The 15,789-nt window shown below is 45.0% G+C and carries 14 protein-coding genes; 2 read left to right on the top strand and 12 right to left on the bottom strand.

The features are described 5' to 3' along the window. Positions 1-169: 169 nt before the first annotated feature. The 6 genes from CCC70_RS02295 to CCC70_RS02270 all read right to left on the bottom strand — a co-directional run bounded on the left by CCC70_RS02295 (position 170) and on the right by CCC70_RS02270 (position 6,927). Positions 170-886, bottom strand: coding sequence for an MgtC/SapB family protein (locus CCC70_RS02295; protein ID WP_015527451.1), 717 nt, complete (start codon positions 884-886; stop codon positions 170-172). A gap of 288 nt (positions 887-1,174) precedes the next feature. Beyond that, a complete protein-coding gene (locus tag CCC70_RS02290) occupies positions 1,175-2,497 on the bottom strand; it encodes an ABC transporter substrate-binding protein (RefSeq protein WP_186582407.1) in 1,323 nt (440 codons plus the stop codon). Positions 2,498-2,586: 89 nt separating this feature from the next. Next, positions 2,587-3,405, bottom strand: coding sequence for a carbohydrate ABC transporter permease (locus CCC70_RS02285; RefSeq protein WP_021651865.1), 819 nt, complete (start codon positions 3,403-3,405; stop codon positions 2,587-2,589). Beyond that, complete coding sequence (locus CCC70_RS02280; RefSeq protein WP_022426943.1) at positions 3,405-4,271, bottom strand: carbohydrate ABC transporter permease; 867 nt, start codon at positions 4,269-4,271, stop codon at positions 3,405-3,407. The genes CCC70_RS02285 and CCC70_RS02280 overlap by 1 nt, the downstream gene beginning before the upstream one ends. 672 nt (positions 4,272-4,943) lie before the next feature. Beyond that, the gene (locus CCC70_RS02275) at positions 4,944-5,408 is read right to left on the bottom strand and encodes a DUF1700 domain-containing protein (protein ID WP_022426942.1); all 465 of its coding nucleotides are present in this window, start codon (positions 5,406-5,408) and stop codon (positions 4,944-4,946) included. 283 nt (positions 5,409-5,691) lie between these two features. Next, a complete protein-coding gene (locus CCC70_RS02270; RefSeq protein WP_118608689.1) occupies positions 5,692-6,927 on the bottom strand; it encodes a galactokinase in 1,236 nt (411 codons plus the stop codon). A gap of 345 nt (positions 6,928-7,272) precedes the next feature. Between CCC70_RS02270 and CCC70_RS02265 the strand changes: the two genes are divergently transcribed. Beyond that, positions 7,273-8,163, top strand: coding sequence for an AraC family transcriptional regulator (locus CCC70_RS02265; RefSeq protein ID WP_173753950.1), 891 nt, complete (start codon positions 7,273-7,275; stop codon positions 8,161-8,163). Between the two features lie 74 nt (positions 8,164-8,237). On the opposite strand, the gene xylB is transcribed toward CCC70_RS02265, so the two are convergent. The 5 genes from xylB to CCC70_RS02240 all read right to left on the bottom strand — a co-directional run bounded on the left by xylB (position 8,238) and on the right by CCC70_RS02240 (position 14,004). Then, a complete protein-coding gene (xylB, locus tag CCC70_RS02260; protein WP_186582406.1) occupies positions 8,238-9,698 on the bottom strand; it encodes a xylulokinase in 1,461 nt (486 codons plus the stop codon). 198 nt (positions 9,699-9,896) lie between these two features. Beyond that, positions 9,897-11,381: an L-fucose/L-arabinose isomerase family protein gene (locus tag CCC70_RS02255; protein ID WP_110102823.1), complete on the bottom strand. Its 1,485-nt coding sequence runs from the start codon at positions 11,379-11,381 to the stop codon at positions 9,897-9,899. Between the two features lie 83 nt (positions 11,382-11,464). After that, entirely contained in the window at positions 11,465-12,082 is a 618-nt protein-coding gene (locus CCC70_RS02250) for a DUF4867 family protein (RefSeq protein ID WP_114002067.1), read from the bottom strand. 112 nt (positions 12,083-12,194) lie between these two features. Continuing rightward, positions 12,195-13,046 (bottom strand): AraC family transcriptional regulator, encoded by an 852-nt coding sequence (locus CCC70_RS02245; RefSeq protein ID WP_118608656.1) that lies wholly within the window; start codon positions 13,044-13,046, stop codon positions 12,195-12,197. After that, positions 13,030-14,004, bottom strand: a complete 975-nt coding sequence (locus CCC70_RS02240; RefSeq protein WP_186582405.1) for a bile acid:sodium symporter family protein — start codon at positions 14,002-14,004, stop codon at positions 13,030-13,032. Before CCC70_RS02240 ends, CCC70_RS02245 begins: the two co-directional genes overlap by 17 nt. 208 nt (positions 14,005-14,212) lie before the next feature. Between CCC70_RS02240 and CCC70_RS02235 the strand changes: the two genes are divergently transcribed. Beyond that, positions 14,213-15,154: a glycosyltransferase family 2 protein gene (locus tag CCC70_RS02235; protein WP_015527465.1), complete on the top strand. Its 942-nt coding sequence runs from the start codon at positions 14,213-14,215 to the stop codon at positions 15,152-15,154. Positions 15,155-15,157: 3 nt separating this feature from the next. On the opposite strand, the gene CCC70_RS02230 is transcribed toward CCC70_RS02235, so the two are convergent. Then, positions 15,158-15,721 (bottom strand): prolyl-tRNA synthetase associated domain-containing protein, encoded by a 564-nt coding sequence (locus CCC70_RS02230; protein ID WP_173753955.1) that lies wholly within the window; start codon positions 15,719-15,721, stop codon positions 15,158-15,160. Between the last annotated feature and the right edge of the window lie 68 nt (positions 15,722-15,789).

Raw genomic sequence — 15,789 nt, 5'->3', positions numbered from 1 at the left:
TCTCTGTATTCAGCAAGCTGAATCAGATTCCTTCTTCACTTTGTATTCATTGTATCAGACTATTCTTCATATTTCAAGTGCATTTTTCGTAAAATACATCGTTTTTTCTTTAACATGCTCTTAACTTTCTCAAAAACATGATAAGTTTCATTGTATTCCCGATTCCCGATCATATTTCCTCCACAGAAATAACTCCTTCCTGCTGTCTTACCTCACGAAATACAGTATGGCGTGCTTTCCATTTGGCAGCCTCCATTGTTGCCTGGATCACCACACTCTGTGTTTTGGATCTCTTTTTGATGATAACTACGTTGGAGATCAGGATATCCTCTTCCCGAAGCTTCTTTATGACCATACTCATCTTGTCTTCATTTTCAAACTCCATATATACGTCATAGGTATTGGAATGCTCTTCCACATAAACCTCTATATATTTCGCATATTTGAACACCAGAATAAGTCCCAGCGTGGTAAAAATCGCACCGCTGTAAAAACCGATCCCCACAGCAAGTCCGATGCACGCGGAAGTCCAAAGACTGGCTGCTGTCGTAAGACCGGATACATGTCTCTGTCCGGTCACGATGATGGTTCCCACTCCGAGAAAACCGATTCCGCTGACAACCTGTGCGCCAAGTCGTGCAGTATCTCCGATCCCTGCCCCATTAGAATATACATGGATAAAATCGCCCGTCATCATAACCAGAGTTGCCCCCATACAGACGATCATATGTGTTTTTACACCTGCCACACGCTTCTTCATTCCACGGTCAATACCGATCAGACATCCAAGAAACATCGCAAGAATCAGCCGAAACAGCGTCGATCCCATATTTAAAGTGTGCAAATAATCCGATATTGCATTACATGCTCCGAGAATTCCGCCCATAAATTTGCTCCTTTCCTGTTGTAACATTATTTTCTGCCGGTGATAACGCCAATGGCGCATCACTTCATTTTGCCCTGCACGAACGCCGCAGGCCACACTCACTCCATTCGAAAGCTGTCTAGTCAGCCGGACTCACTCCGTCCGTCTCACTACACAGTTTTTCATATGATCCTATACCCCGGATATACATGATCTGTAGTCTCACAGCATGTAAAACAGCAGGGATACCGGCGCCCGGCGGCGGTATCCCTATCTGTTGCTCTATCTACTGATCAGAGGGCATTCTGATTATTTAATAGACTCGTTATAGTTCTCGATTGCTTTGTTTACAGAAGCTGCAAGCTGATCAACAGCGTCCTGAGTTGTGAGCTTGCCATCATATACCTGCGGCATGATCTCATTGAATGTAAGACGGGCTTCTGTCTGTACGCCGGAGAGAACACCTGCTGTATTGCAGTTTACAGGAGAATCCTTCAGCTGGTTGATAGCTGTCTCGAAATTCGGGTTTTCTTTGAGGTAAGCCTTCATATCATCTGTCTCATAAGCTTTCTCGTTGATTGCAAAGTATCCTGTGCCCATGGACCATTTAGCCTGTACATCAGGAGTTGTGATGTACTCGATGAATTTCCATGCTGCATCTTCGTTAGCTTCGTTACCTGTATCTGTAAGCCACAGGGATCCACCACCGATGATAACACCGCCTTCATCATTCTGCTCGATTCTCGGGAGATATCCTGTACCAACTTCGAACGGAGAAGAATCAACTGCGTTTTTCAGGATAGCAGTAGACTCGATGATCATACCAACCTGTCCGGAGAAGAACGCTGTCTGCGTATCTGCTGTTGTTGTTCCGTAATCTTCGAAATATCCGGAATCATACAGCTTTTTCCACATGTCAAATACTTTCAGACCGCCGCCGTTGGAATCAAAATCAACAGCTGTAACTGCCTCTGTACGTCCATTGTCATTGTTTCCGTATGTTACGCCAAGTCCTGCAAGCTGCTGCTCAAAGAACCATCCGTAAATAGCCTGTGAATAACCAACCGGAGCTGCTCCGCTCTCTACGATCTTCTTGGCATCCTCAAGAACCTCATCATAAGTTGTCGGAGGAGTTTCAGGATCAAGTCCTGCTGCCTCAAATACGTCTTTGTTGTAATACAGCATAGGTGTGGATACGTTAAATGGCATTGCATACTGCTTGCCTTCTACGGTATAGTAGCTGCTGATAACATCCATAACGGAACTCTTATCATAGCCTGTGCTCTCAAATTTGTCTTCTACAGGAATGACAGCACCACTGTCATACATGAACTTTGTTCCTACGTCATACATCTGGCAAACATCCGGAAGACCGGAGTCACTCTGCATAGCAGCTTTCAGTTTTGTGATGGTATCATCATAGGTTCCCTGATACTCAGCTTTAATCTCGATCTCATCCTGGGATGCGTTGAAATCATCCACGATCTGCTGAAGCACCTCACCGTTTGTGCCGCCCATTGCATGCCAGAATGTAAGTGTTGTTTTCTCAGCTGCACTTACTGAGCACGGAGCTGCCAGAGATGCAGCCATGATTCCTCCTAAAAGAATCGCCATCCATTTTTTGTTGTTCATATAAAAACCCTCCTTTTATAATGGTCCGACCCGCCCCAATACAGGTCGGACAAATTAACATTTTTGCTACTTGCTCTTATGTGATTGGATCAACCCTTAACAGCACCTGCTGTCAGACCACTGATCATCTGCTTCTGGCCAATGATAAATACAAGGATCGACGGAATCAGGATAACCATAGCACCGGCCATAACCGGTCGGAAGTCTGTTGCCTCAGCACCCTGGAGCATACCAAGACCGATCTGAACTGTTCTCATATTTACACTGTCAGTTACAAGCAGTGGCCACAGATAGTAGTTCCAGCTCTGAAGGAATACATAGATGATCAGAGCACCCAGTGATGGTTTGATAAGCGGAACACCGATGGTATATAAGAACTTGAAATTTGTACATCCGTCAATCTCTGCCGCCTCATGGATCTCCTTCGGCAGTGTCAGGAATGCCTGACGCATGTTGAATACTGCAAAAGCTGCTGCTGCATTAGGAAGGATCAGCGCTGCGTATGTATTACGGATACCCCAGTCAGCAATAGTCAGGTAGTTTGCGATGATGATCGCCTGGCTCGGGATCATCATGGTTGCCAGCATAATATAGAACAGGACCTTTTTGCCTTTGAACTCCATCATTGCAAAAGCATATGCTGCAAGAGCACCTGTAACGACCTGAGCAAATGTGATAACACCGGATACGATCAGTGAGTTCTTAATGAAGGTAAAGAACGGTGCAAGCTGAAATGCTCTTGTGTAGTTCTCGATAGTCAGATGGGACGGCCAGAACTTTCCGCCGTAGATCTCCTTCAGATCCATCATACTAACATTGAAACAGTAGATAACAGGAACAATAATAATAATTGCAAAAATAATATTCAGCGCATACATCGCCACTTTTACATATGGTTTTTCTTTCATCAGTAGGTCACCTTCTTTTCCAGTCTAAACTGCAGTGCAGTCAGGATGATCAAAATAACAAACAGAATTACGGATTCTGAACAGGCCACACCGAAACGGCTGTTGATAAATGCCTCCTGGTAAATCTCATACACGATAACGTTGGTACTCTCTGCCGGTCCGCCCTGGGTCATCATCTTGAACTCTGCGTATGCCTGTACGGAGTTGATGACATTGATGATGAGAAGGAAGAACAGTGTCGGAGAGATTGACGGAATCGTTACATGACGGTGCTTCTGGAAGAAATTCGCTCCATCCAGGGCAACGCTCTCATAAAGCTCAGCCGGTACACTCTGGATCGCTGCAGTAAGGTAAATGAAATTCATACCGATCGCCATCCATACACTAACGATCGTAACTGCGATCAGTGCATATTTCTTATCTGTCAGCCATCCGATATGAGTTCCGAGCGCCCTGTTCAGGATACCCAGAGAGCTGTGGAAAATAAACATGAACACTACAGATGCCGCTGCTGCGGAAATAGCCATCGGAAGTGCATATACAGTACGGAAAAATCCCTTTGCCCTGATCTTCTCTGTACTGATGATCGCCAGTATAAAACCGAGCACAATAGAAAGGATAACTCGCATAACAGAGAATTTCAGTGTTGTCACCAAACTGTTAAGGAACGTTCCATCTGTAAAAATATTCGTATAGTTGTCAAGTCCTACATACTGTGCCACCTGACCAAGAGGTGTGGTTCTGGCAAAGCTCAGCTGGATCGTCTTAACGAACGGCCAGAATACAAACAGTATAAAAAGGATCATTACAGGAACCAGATAGAGATAGGGCTCCACTGTCCTGAAAAAAGATTTTTTACTTTTCATTGTATATCACCTGCTTTTCATAAATTTACGTACTACCGATCAGCTGCATCATCACGATATCTCTGTCCCCCTGACAGTGCTGATCATGTTGCTCATTACACATTCTGCTGAAAAACATTTCCGTTATATCTTCCAGCAATTACCCCAATACATTAAGCAAAACTCTCATTTACGTTCTGCTGTCAAAAATGCCCTCCCACTACCCTCCTTTGTATTTGCGCGTTTGTTATCTTTACCAACTTTTTACCAAATGATAACATATTTCTTGCATATAATCAACAGTTATTTCTCTATTTTTCAATATTTCTTTATTTATTTTATACAATTATCATTTAATAATAATTATTTTTTTATCTATTTTATACAATTTACCGTGCCTCAATAAGGCAATCCATTCTGATCACCTTCCATAAAAAAATAGATAAAAAAATCGGCAGAAAATAACGCATCCTTCGATGCATATCTTCTGCCGTTCTCTCTTCTCAATGGCATCATCTGTTTTTATACAAAACAGACACAATCTCAACTTGTTAATCCAGATTATACAGTAAAATCCACTATAAATCAAGACCAAACACGTATTTTTTATGCAAATCTTATAAATACTTTTTTCACAAGCAATCCATTTCATTACACGGAAATTGTTTTTAATTCACAGCTGTTGTGGAACAATTACACTTTTTTCTTCCTGTACCAGGATATTAAATACAAAACTATACCAAAAATTATCAAAAATGGAGCAACTGCCACCAAAACAGTTGTTAAAAGTATCACAATTAACGCTGCAATGGCGATCACGATTGCCTTCCCATACCATGTGCTCAGATCCAGTTTAAAGCTTCTTGCCTTTCCGGCACTGCTCTCCGTCCCATTATCCGCATAATCATCTGCACCGTAGCTCTCTTCAGAATAACCAGACTCATCATAAACAGCTGCACTGTCATCTGTATCGATCAAAGTCTTGGCGATCAGCCTGGGATCCCCCAGTTCTGCCAGAACATCTGATTCACTTCGACCGTTCCGGACCTGAGACTGAATGTAATCCTCATAATACCGCACATGAGCCGCAGCTCTCCCCTGGGTCATCTGTCCGGACAGCTGCCCCCGTAAAACCTCAAGAAACTCTCTTCTGCTCATAAATATGTCAAACCTTTCTTATGAAATATAATGAAAAAAACAAAACTCAAAACAACTCCAGAAACCTCACCTTGAAAACTTCTGCAAATTCTTTTTTATTACTCTCTTAAAATTTTTCTCATTATACCATAACCCATAAATTTAAATCAGAAACAAATCATAAAATTTTGATTAAAAAATAAAAAATCATAGTACAGCGCAAAGGGCGATTCATTTCCGGATGCCGCCAAAGCCGCATTCGGAAACGAATCGCCCTCCATGACGTTCGTTATGCCGTCAAAAATTACTCAACATGAACAGCCCCTGTACTCCTGATATTCATCGGATAGACATTTTCCCTTCCAACATACTGAGCCATATAGTCCACATACGCATCTGCGTTCTCGATCGGAAGCACGCACATGATAACTCCTGCAAAACCACCACCATGAACTCTGCAGATACCAGCACCGATCTTATTCAGAAACAGCTTGGTAAGCGCCAGACTCAACGTGATCTTCTGCTCCTTGCAATTCTGCAGAGAATAACAGTTCTGCAGCCACTCCCAGGAAGAATTACCGGACTCCTCAAGAAGACGCAGGAATCCCTCACCGTCTTTATTCTCAACAGCCTTCACAGCATCTGCAACACGTCTGTTCTCTTCATAAAAATGCATCGCACGAAGAACAGCACGGTCATTCGGAATATCCTTCACATGTGCCAGAAGATTCTCCATATTGGACTCACAGAGAAGCTCTACGCCCATAGCCTTCGCAGCCTCACGCATCTCCATAGGAATAGAAGAATATTCCTCACTGAGATCTGCATGGCCCTTACCGGTATTTACGATCACAAGTCTGCAGCCCATATCCTCAAAGGAAAATGCGATCTTCTCACAGCTGATATTCTCTTTATCAGAGAAATCCAGAAGGATCGGACCACCGGCAGCACAAGCCATCTGGTCCATCAGACCGGAAGCCTTTTTCCAGTAAACATTCTCAGCATACTGACCTGCTCTCGCATACTCGCCATACTCCAGCTTACCTTCATTAAAGAAATAATTGGTGATCGCACATACAAGCATCTCAAAGGAAGCAGAGGAGCTTACACCTGCAGCGGCAATAACCTTGGTAGAAACATAAGCGTCAAATCCACCGGTAGCATAGCCTTTTTTCTGCATATACTCCATAATACCTGCAACAAGAGCATCTGTACCTTTTGTATAGGTTTCTGTGCTGAGCTTGTCAAGATCAACAACTACTTCCTGTTTGTAACCCTCACTGATCATATGGATCACATTGGTTCCGTTTGGATAAGCAGCACCGATGGTATCCAGATCGATACTTGCAGCAATGATCTGACCGCCGTTATGATCCACATGGTTGCCAATGATCTCCGTACGGCCCGGAGCAGTAAAAAACTCTGCCTTGTCATGATGATATTTCTTCTCGAAATTTACAGCAAGATTGGTATAACGGGCGCTGCTTTCCTCTGTTTCACCATAGATTTTTTTCAGCACGTCTGCTGCCGGAATTTTAATTGTTCCCATTTTTTCTTCCTCCTGTTATATAGTTTACACCCCAGATCCGGAAGAACCTGAAAAAATCTTCCGCTCTGTCACGCTTCATGGTTACTGTTCACTCCGTTCTCAGCAACACACTTCGCAATGCGCGGAATATTACCAGTGAATAGTAACGCTTCATGTACTTTTATTATAACAGTTCCGTCTTTTCTGTCCATAACAATTTTGTGTAAAAACCGTATTATTTTGTGGTGATCCCGGAATATCCCTTTGCATTTTCTGCCTTTTCTGATAAAATAAATTTCACTATGAAAAGCAGATATACACTTCAGAATCCGCGCACAGAAGGAAGGAGGTAACACCTTGCAGATCATCACAGATCCCGCCGGAAAAGAACTGAAAAAACACGGAGACAGCTCCTTCCCATTCCTGGTAAGCTACGAGCGGCTTTCCGGCTATGAGACTGGTTCCTTTCTGTGGCACTGGCATCCGGAGATCGAGCTTACCTATATCGAAAAAGGCGAAATGCTCTACAAGATCAATCAGAATACCTTTCACCTGAAAGAGGGACAGGCAATCTTTGGCAATGCCAATGCCCTTCATGCCGGATATATGTATCAGGATCAGGACTGTCAGTATATCCCCATAACCTTTGACCCCAAACTGATCTACGGATTTTCGGGAAGCCTTCTTTTCCAGAAATATACAGAACCGATCCTCCGAAGCTTTTCCCTGTCCGCCGTACCGCTTGATCTATCCTGTAAATGGCATTCCGAGGCCATAAAAGATATCCGTGACATCATCGACCTGGACAGTAGCCGGGAACCCATGTATGAATTTGAGATCATCGCCAGACTGCAGCACTTCTGGAAGATCTTGTATGAAAATACGATCTCCCGGACAACTCTTCCATCCGGTCAGGATGAAGAAAACTACCGCCGCATCCGTCAGATCATGTCCTATATCGCAGAACACTACTCTGAAAAGATCCTCCTGAATGATGTTGCAGACCTGATCCACTTAAGTCCCAGCGAATGCAGCCGGCTTTTCAAAAAATGCATGAATATCACTCTCTTCGGATACATCCAGGAATACCGCATTGAACGCAGCCTGGAATATCTGGAAAATCCCTCCTGTTCTATCACAGAATCAGGACTGCTGTCCGGTTTTTCGGACTCTAATTATTACACAAAAGTCTTTACGAAAATCAAGGGCTGTACACCAAGACAGTACAGAAAAAATCAGGAGCTGTGACATGCTCCTGATCTTTAACCGTTCAGTGCTCCATACCTATGAAGCATAACAATATTTATCCGTGAAAATGGCTGTTATCTGAACAACTCTTTCATTGCCGGATACAGTTTGCGGAATTTCCGGTATTTTTCTTCATATTTTGCAACCAGCTCCGGTTCCGGTTCTACCGTATCTACTACCCTGACCAGCTTATTACAGATCGTTTCCACATCCGGGTATTCGCCGCAGCCTACTGCTGCCAGCATTGCACCGCCCATGGACGGGCCTTCCTCATTCTCCGGCACATCCACCTTCAGGTTCATCACATTTGCAATGATCTTTTTCCAGAGAGGGCTCTTAGCTCCGCCGCCGCAGATCTTGGTGCGCTCAATATGGATCCCGAGGCTTCTTGCAACCTCAAGGGAATCTCGAAGTCCGAAAGCAACTCCCTCCAGAACTGCCTGGGTCATATCTGCTCTCGTGGTATCCATGGACATTCCGAAAAATACGCCTCTTGCATCCGGGTTGTTATGCGGAGATCTCTCTCCCATCAAATATGGAAGGAAGAATACCTGATTCTCGCCAAGCTTTTGGATCGGTGCCTGCTCTGCCGCAAAATCCTTTGTCTTAAGGATCTCCTCTGACCACCATTTGTTGCAGGAAGCAGCACTTAACATGCATCCCATCAGATGATAGCTTCCATCTGCATGGTCAAAGGAATGCAGTGCATTGTTTTCATCTACTCCGAAATCTTTGCTGGAAATAAAGATCGTACCGGATGTTCCAAGGGAAATATTGCACTGGCCATCGCCAACCGTTCCTGTTCCCACAGCTGCCGCAGCATTGTCGCCTGCACCTGCTACAACCTTCACATCTTCTGAGAAGCCAAGCTCTTTTGCAACTTCCGCTTTCAGGTTTCCGACTACCTGCCAGCTCTCATACAGCTTCGGAAGCTGTTCCTCTGTGATATGGCAGATTTCAAGCATTTCCTTTGACCAGCAGCGGTTTTTCACATCCAGAAGAAGCATACCGGAAGCATCGGATACATCTGTGCAGAAGGATCCACTCAAGCGATAGGCAAGATAATCCTTCGGAAGCATGATCTTTATCACTTTTTTGAAATTCTCAGGTTCATGCTTCTGCATCCAGAGGATCTTTGGTGCAGTGAAGCCTGCAAATGCAATGTTTGCGGTATACTGAGAAAGTTTTTCCTTTCCGATAACCGTATTAAGATATTCCGTCTCCTCACCGGTACGGCCGTCATTCCAGAGAATCGCCGGACGGATCACATTGTCATCTTTATCCAGAGTTACAAGACCGTGCATCTGGCCGCCAAAACCGATTCCTGCTACTTCTTTGCGGTCAATCCCTTCTGTGAGCTCTTTGATCCCTTCCATGCTCTGGGCGAACCAGTCCTCCGGATTCTGCTCAGACCAGCCCGGATGGGGGAAGAACAGCGGATATTCTTTTGATACGATGTTGCAGATCTTTCCGGATCCTTCCATAAGAAGAAGCTTTACAGCGGAAGTTCCAAGATCAACGCCAATATAATACATAGTGATTTTTCCTCCTGTAAATACAGAAACCGCAGCTCTCAGTTCGCAGCGCCTGCACGCCTGAGAGCCCGCGGTTTCTGAATCATATTTAACCAAATCAAGAACGTCCCCTGCGGGGTTACGAAAAGTAATAAGCAGCGAGTGGGGACTTGCTTGTATCAGGCAGCACGTACGGATGATCTTACCTGCCTGTTTTAATTATCTCCAAGGATTCTCTGTCGGATATCTCACGCCTGCCGGCTGATTGTAACCGATCTCTTCAACCGGTACACCAATGTATTTGAACACCTCGAAGAGAGCTTTTCCGTGATGTCCGAATGCTACAGCACCGTGATGCGGGAATCCTCCCTCGATCAGCACGTGACGGTAGAAACGTCCCATCTCCGGAATTGCAAATACACCGATAGCACCGAAGGAACGTGTTGCAACCGGAAGAACCTCGCCGTGTGCGATATATGCACGAAGCTTGTTGTCCGCTGTACTCTGCAGACGATAGAAGGTGATATCTCCAGGCTTGATATCTCCCTCAAGAGTTCCGTTTGTAACCTCGATCGGAAGGGATCTTGCCATGATCATCTGATATTTCATCTCACAGAAGGACAGCTTGCTGGATGCTGTGTTTCCACAATGGAATCCCATAAAGGTATCCTGAAGTGTATAGTTGAATTTTCCTTCGATAGATTCTTTGTACATATCCTTCGGAACGGAGTTATTGATATCAAGAAGTGTAACGATATCATCACTTACTACCTGTCCGATAAACTCACTTAATGTACCATAGATATCAACCTCACAGGATACCGGAATGCCCTGTGCTGTCAGACGACTGTTTACATAACATGGAACAAATCCAAACTGTGTCTGGAATGCAGGCCAGCATTTTCCTGTCAGTGTTACATATTTACGATATCCTTTGTGATCTCTTACCCAGTCCTTCAGAGTCAGCTCGTACTGTGCAAGCTTCGGAAGAATCTCAGGTTTCTTGTTTCCCGCACCAAGCTCTTCTTCCATCTCTTTTACAATCGCCGGGATCCTTTCATCACCTTCATGCTTGTTGAATGCCTCGAAAAGATCCAGCTCTGAGTTCTCCTCGATCTCAACGCCAAGGTTGTAAAGCTGTTTGATCGGTGCATTGCAGGCAAGGAAGTTTGTAGGACGCGGTCCGAAGCTGATGATCTTCAGGTTGCTCAATCCCTCGATTGCTCTTGCGATAGGAAGGAATTCATGGATCATATCCGCGCAGTCCTCTGCATCACCTACCGGATACTCCGGAATATAGGCTTTTACATTACGAAGCTGCAGGTTGTAGCTTGCATTCAGCATACCGCAGTAAGCATCTCCACGTCCCTGGCAGAGATTATCCTGTGTTTCCTCAGCTGCTGCGATGAACATCTTCGGTCCCTCGAAATGCTTTGCAAGAAGGGTCTCAGAAATCTCCGGTCCGAAGTTTCCAAGATATACACAGAGTGCGTTACAGCCTGCTTTTTTGATATCCTCCAGAGCCTGGACCATATGGATCTCACTCTCTACGATACAGACCGGACATTCGTAGATATCCTTTGCATCGTATTTCTTTGTGTAAGCTTCTACAAGAGCTTTTCTCCTGTTTACGGAAAGACTTTCCGGAAAACAATCTCTGCTGACTGCAACGATTCCGATCTTAACTTCTGGCATGTTGTTCATAATCTTCATTCTCCTTTTTATATCCGGCAGATTTTCCACCGGTGATATTATTGTTCGTTTGTAACTATTCACTTCACCCAAAATCAGTCAAGTGTGATATTTTCACCCTTCAATCCGTTGAATGCGCCTTCGATCTTCGCATCCTCATGAGCGATAAGCCATTTATTTCTGGCTGTCATCAGACCGTCCTCTCCGTCCTCTGACATCGGAAAATCAATCTCTGTGTTGGTTCCTTTCGGAAGAACAACTACACACTGAAATCCACTCTCATTCACATGACACGGTGCATAGTGGAGCGTTGTGGCATAAACCTCGATCCCGGTTCCTGCCGGTACCAGAAATGCCTCCACCTTTGAGGTATCGTATGTAAGATCCTCTTCTATATCCTGCTGATGTCCGATAAGCAGTACAAGATCTGTCACTGCTACATTGATCTCGGAATTCCGATGATATTCCAGGGCATTCAGCTTTTTATTGTGACCATTGCAATATCCAATCTGGACAGGTAATCCACCAAACGCTCTGTTTTTCAGCTCTTTTTCCACATCGAGAGCTTCCAGCTCCTCTGCTGACGGAACATATACCACATCCTCCGGAACCGGTGTATGCTTCATCTCCTTCAGAAGCGGACCGAAATTGTATCCCTCCAGAACCTTTCCGTATCTGCGGAAAGCCGGATCTGTTACTTTCTGAATTTTCACGATTTAACCCTCCTTACAAAATTACTGTTTCACAGCTTCTCTGTATCTTCGTTTTGAACTGAAAAAAGCATACCACATCATGGTATGCTTTTCGCCGCTTTTCTTGACTCATTCATAGCACTTTTTTGACATTTTTATGATTCTGACGCTCCACTCTTCCCGGCAGGATCCCGTAACGCTTTACAAATTCCCTGGAAAAAGCCCTGCTGCTTGCAAACCCGTTGTCAAGTGCGATGGAGCTGATGGTATGATCTGTATTCAAAAGCTCCTTATAGGCGTATGCCATGCGGATATCCTGTAAATATGTCTTAAAATTGACCTTCGCATATTTCCGGAACATCCTTGACAGATATGCATCGGAATATCCGAACATGGCTGCAAGTCCGGAAAGCCTGAGATCCTCCTTGTAATGCTCCCGCATATAAGTGGTTATTTTTGACAAAGCATCCAATCTGCGGCTGATCTTCAGCGCATTCTCCTCCACCTCTGTTTCCCTGTATGCGGAAACCATAAGATAAAGGACTTCATAGAACACTGCCCTGATACGGAATTCGTACCCCGTTTCCCCGGATACGTACACCCGATACATCTCCCGGATCAGAGAAACCATCCGCCTGTCTGTTTCCTCAGACTCTTCGTTTCTGCTCCGAAAACGGATGAACCTCTGAGCGGTAAAATAATCCGAAAACTGCTTCAGCGGGATCTGCAGTACGATGGTCTCATTACGTACTGGCGCCTGAATAGAATGTACTTCATTGGAATTAATGATCAGAAACTCCCCTGCCTTCAGCGGATACTCTTTCTCATCGATATAGAAATAAAGGCTCCCCTCCATCACCGCAAAGATCTCGATCGAAGTATGCCAGTGTTTTTCCCTTACATAATTTCCGTTTCTTCCTTCAAAAAGAAAAAGCTTAAAAGGAAATCCTTCATTGGGAATGATCAATTCATGCTGAAACTCCATGCTCCTTCTCCCTTTCCTGCTGTCCGGTCTGGACCCGGCGCATCATACTTCCGTAAAAAGCCGCCAGGATCTGCTGAAATAACGTTCCGATCATAACCGGAAATAATGTTTCCGCCGGAAAATACGCTCCCGCGATCACCGCACCGGCACTGATGTTCCGCATTCCGGAACCATAGATCATGGAAACCGTTGCCGCTTTATCCTGCCTTGTAAGAATGGCAATGATCCAGCCGATGGCATATCCCCCTGCTGCCAGGACCAGGATCGCTGCTGCTACCTCCAGCCGTTCTCCGTTAAGATGCTTCATATAAGGAGAAACCTTGGAGGAATTGGAAGTTACCACAAAGATCAGGCACATTTTTGAAAAAGGCGCCAGCTTTTTCGGCCAGGTCTCCATAACCTTTCCATGGCTGACTTCATTAAGGCACATGGCAAGGACTGCCGGCAGAGCGATCATGAAAACCAGCTCCTTCATCATTCCCACAGTATCCATTTTTACGCTGGAGCCCACCAGGAGCTTCAATACTGACGGGATCAGAAAGGGAGCCAGGATCGTATCGATCACAACCAGCGAAAGTGACAGCGGACTGTTTCCATTATAAATGGACACCCACATCAAACTGATCACCGCTGCAGGTACGGAAAATTCCAGCACCATTCCTGTGATATAATTCATATTGCCCGGGAACAGAAGATGTCCCAGACCGCAGGCGGCCACCGGTCCCAGCACATGAAGGACCAGCAGCATCAGGATCAGCGGAAGCGGCCGCTTAAACACATCTGCCACATCACGGAATCTGGATTTCAGTGCGCCGATAAAGGTCATAAACGCAAAAGCATACGTCACATAGGGTACGCCATGCTTCGCAATATCCGGAAACAGTACCCCCGTAAGCAGACAAGCCGGCGTCACAAAAGCCATCCACTTCTCCATAAAGCTGTTAAATTTTTCCAGCATATCACACCTCTTGTTTATCTTTTTTTCTGTCTTTTTTTACAGTTTATCACAAAAAAACAGCGGTGCAAGAAAAAAATCCCCTGTTTTATAGCCGATTCCGGACAAATATGATATGATAGTATCCATCCAAAAGCAACCTGAAACCAGGGCGGACTACAGATAACCGCCAAAATGATCATTTTTTATGATCTGGAAAACGAGGCAAAAAATGATTTCTTTAATTATACCATGCTTCAATGAGGAAGAATCTCTTCCGCTTTTTTACCCGGAAGCCACTTCTGTCCTCAGGCAAATGAACTGTGATTATGAGCTGATCTTTGTGAATGACGGTTCCAGAGACAGAACCCTTGAGATTTTAAAAGAGCTTTCCGAAAAGGATCCTCATGTGATCTATCTTTCTTTTTCCAGAAACTTTGGAAAGGAAGCTGCCATGTATGCAGGCTTCTGCAATGCCGGCGGCGATTATGTAGCAGTGATGGACGCTGATCTTCAGGATCCGCCGTCCCTTCTTCCGGAAATGCTGGAGAAGCTGGAATCCGGAGAATATGACAGCGTTGCCACCAGACGTGTCAGCCGTGACGGAGAGCCACCTATCCGGAGCTTTTTTGCCCGGAAATTTTATCAGCTGATCAATAAGATCTCGGATGCAGATATTGTGGACGGTGCCAGAGACTTCCGTCTGATGAAACGCAGTATGGTGGATGCCATTGTCTCCATGAGTGAGTACAACCGCTTTTCCAAGGGAATATTCGGCTGGATCGGTTTCCGCACCTGCTGGCTCCCCTACAAAAATATCGAACGCGTAGCCGGTGAAACCAAATGGAACTTCTGGAAGCTGTTTAAATACGCAGTCAGCGGCATCATCAATTTCTCTCAGGTACCGCTGACCATCGCCTCCTGGTTCGGAACGACCATGACCGGTTTTTCCTTTCTGGTCCTGGTAGCCATCATCGTCCGAAAGCTGATCTTCGATGATCCGGTCCCAGGCTGGGCTTCCACCATCTGTGTCATCATCTTCATCGGCGGCCTGCAGCTTTTCTGCCTGGGTATCATGGGACAATACATAGCCAAAACCTATATGGAGGTCAAGCAGCGCCCCCATTACATCATAGCAGAGTCCAACAAAAAGGACTTTACACCCATACGTTGATTTTTATTCTGTCGGAAGCTCGACCACCTGATATTCGTGGCCCAGCGCCGGCAGGATTTTTTCTTTTACATCACTGGTCTTCATTAACAAAGTGGAAGTATTGATGCACGGATGGCATCCGAAATATTCTTCATCCAGGACTTCTTTATCAAGCACCAGATGTACCTTCTTTTCTCTGTCAAAGATCAGTCCCATCAGACTTAAGGATCCCGGGGTAATGTTCAGATATTCCTCCATCTGCTCTCCGTCTGCAAAGGAAAGTCTGGCTGTTCCGATCTGTTTGGACAGAAATTTTGTTTTAAATGGCTTCTCTCCAGGCATCAGCAGAAGATAGAAATCTGTTTTCTGACGGTTGCAGAGAAAAAGATTTTTGCATATCTGCGCTCCCAGAAGCTGATCCACTGCCTCGCAGGCCTCCATGGTCATCAGTGCTTCATGATCTGCTCTTTTATATTCAATCCCAAGACTGTCCAGAAAATCGTACACTGCGATTTCCTTCTCCAGACGCCCCTCTGTGTTCTCCGGTCTTCCTGTATAGATCGTTTTGTCAATTCTTGGTTCTTCCATGGTGTCTCCTCCGTTATTTTTACATTCTCATATGTGCAAGTCTTAGTCGCAGCATATTACGCTTTGCT

Origin of the sequence: Blautia sp. LMAG:89, from assembly GCF_008679485.1 — a bacterium.
In the GTDB taxonomy this organism is placed as follows: Bacteria; Bacillota; Clostridia; order Lachnospirales; family Lachnospiraceae; genus Blautia_A; species Blautia_A fusiformis.
Note: the sequence above shows the minus strand (reverse complement) of the source record. Positions and strands in the feature narration are given on the sequence as shown.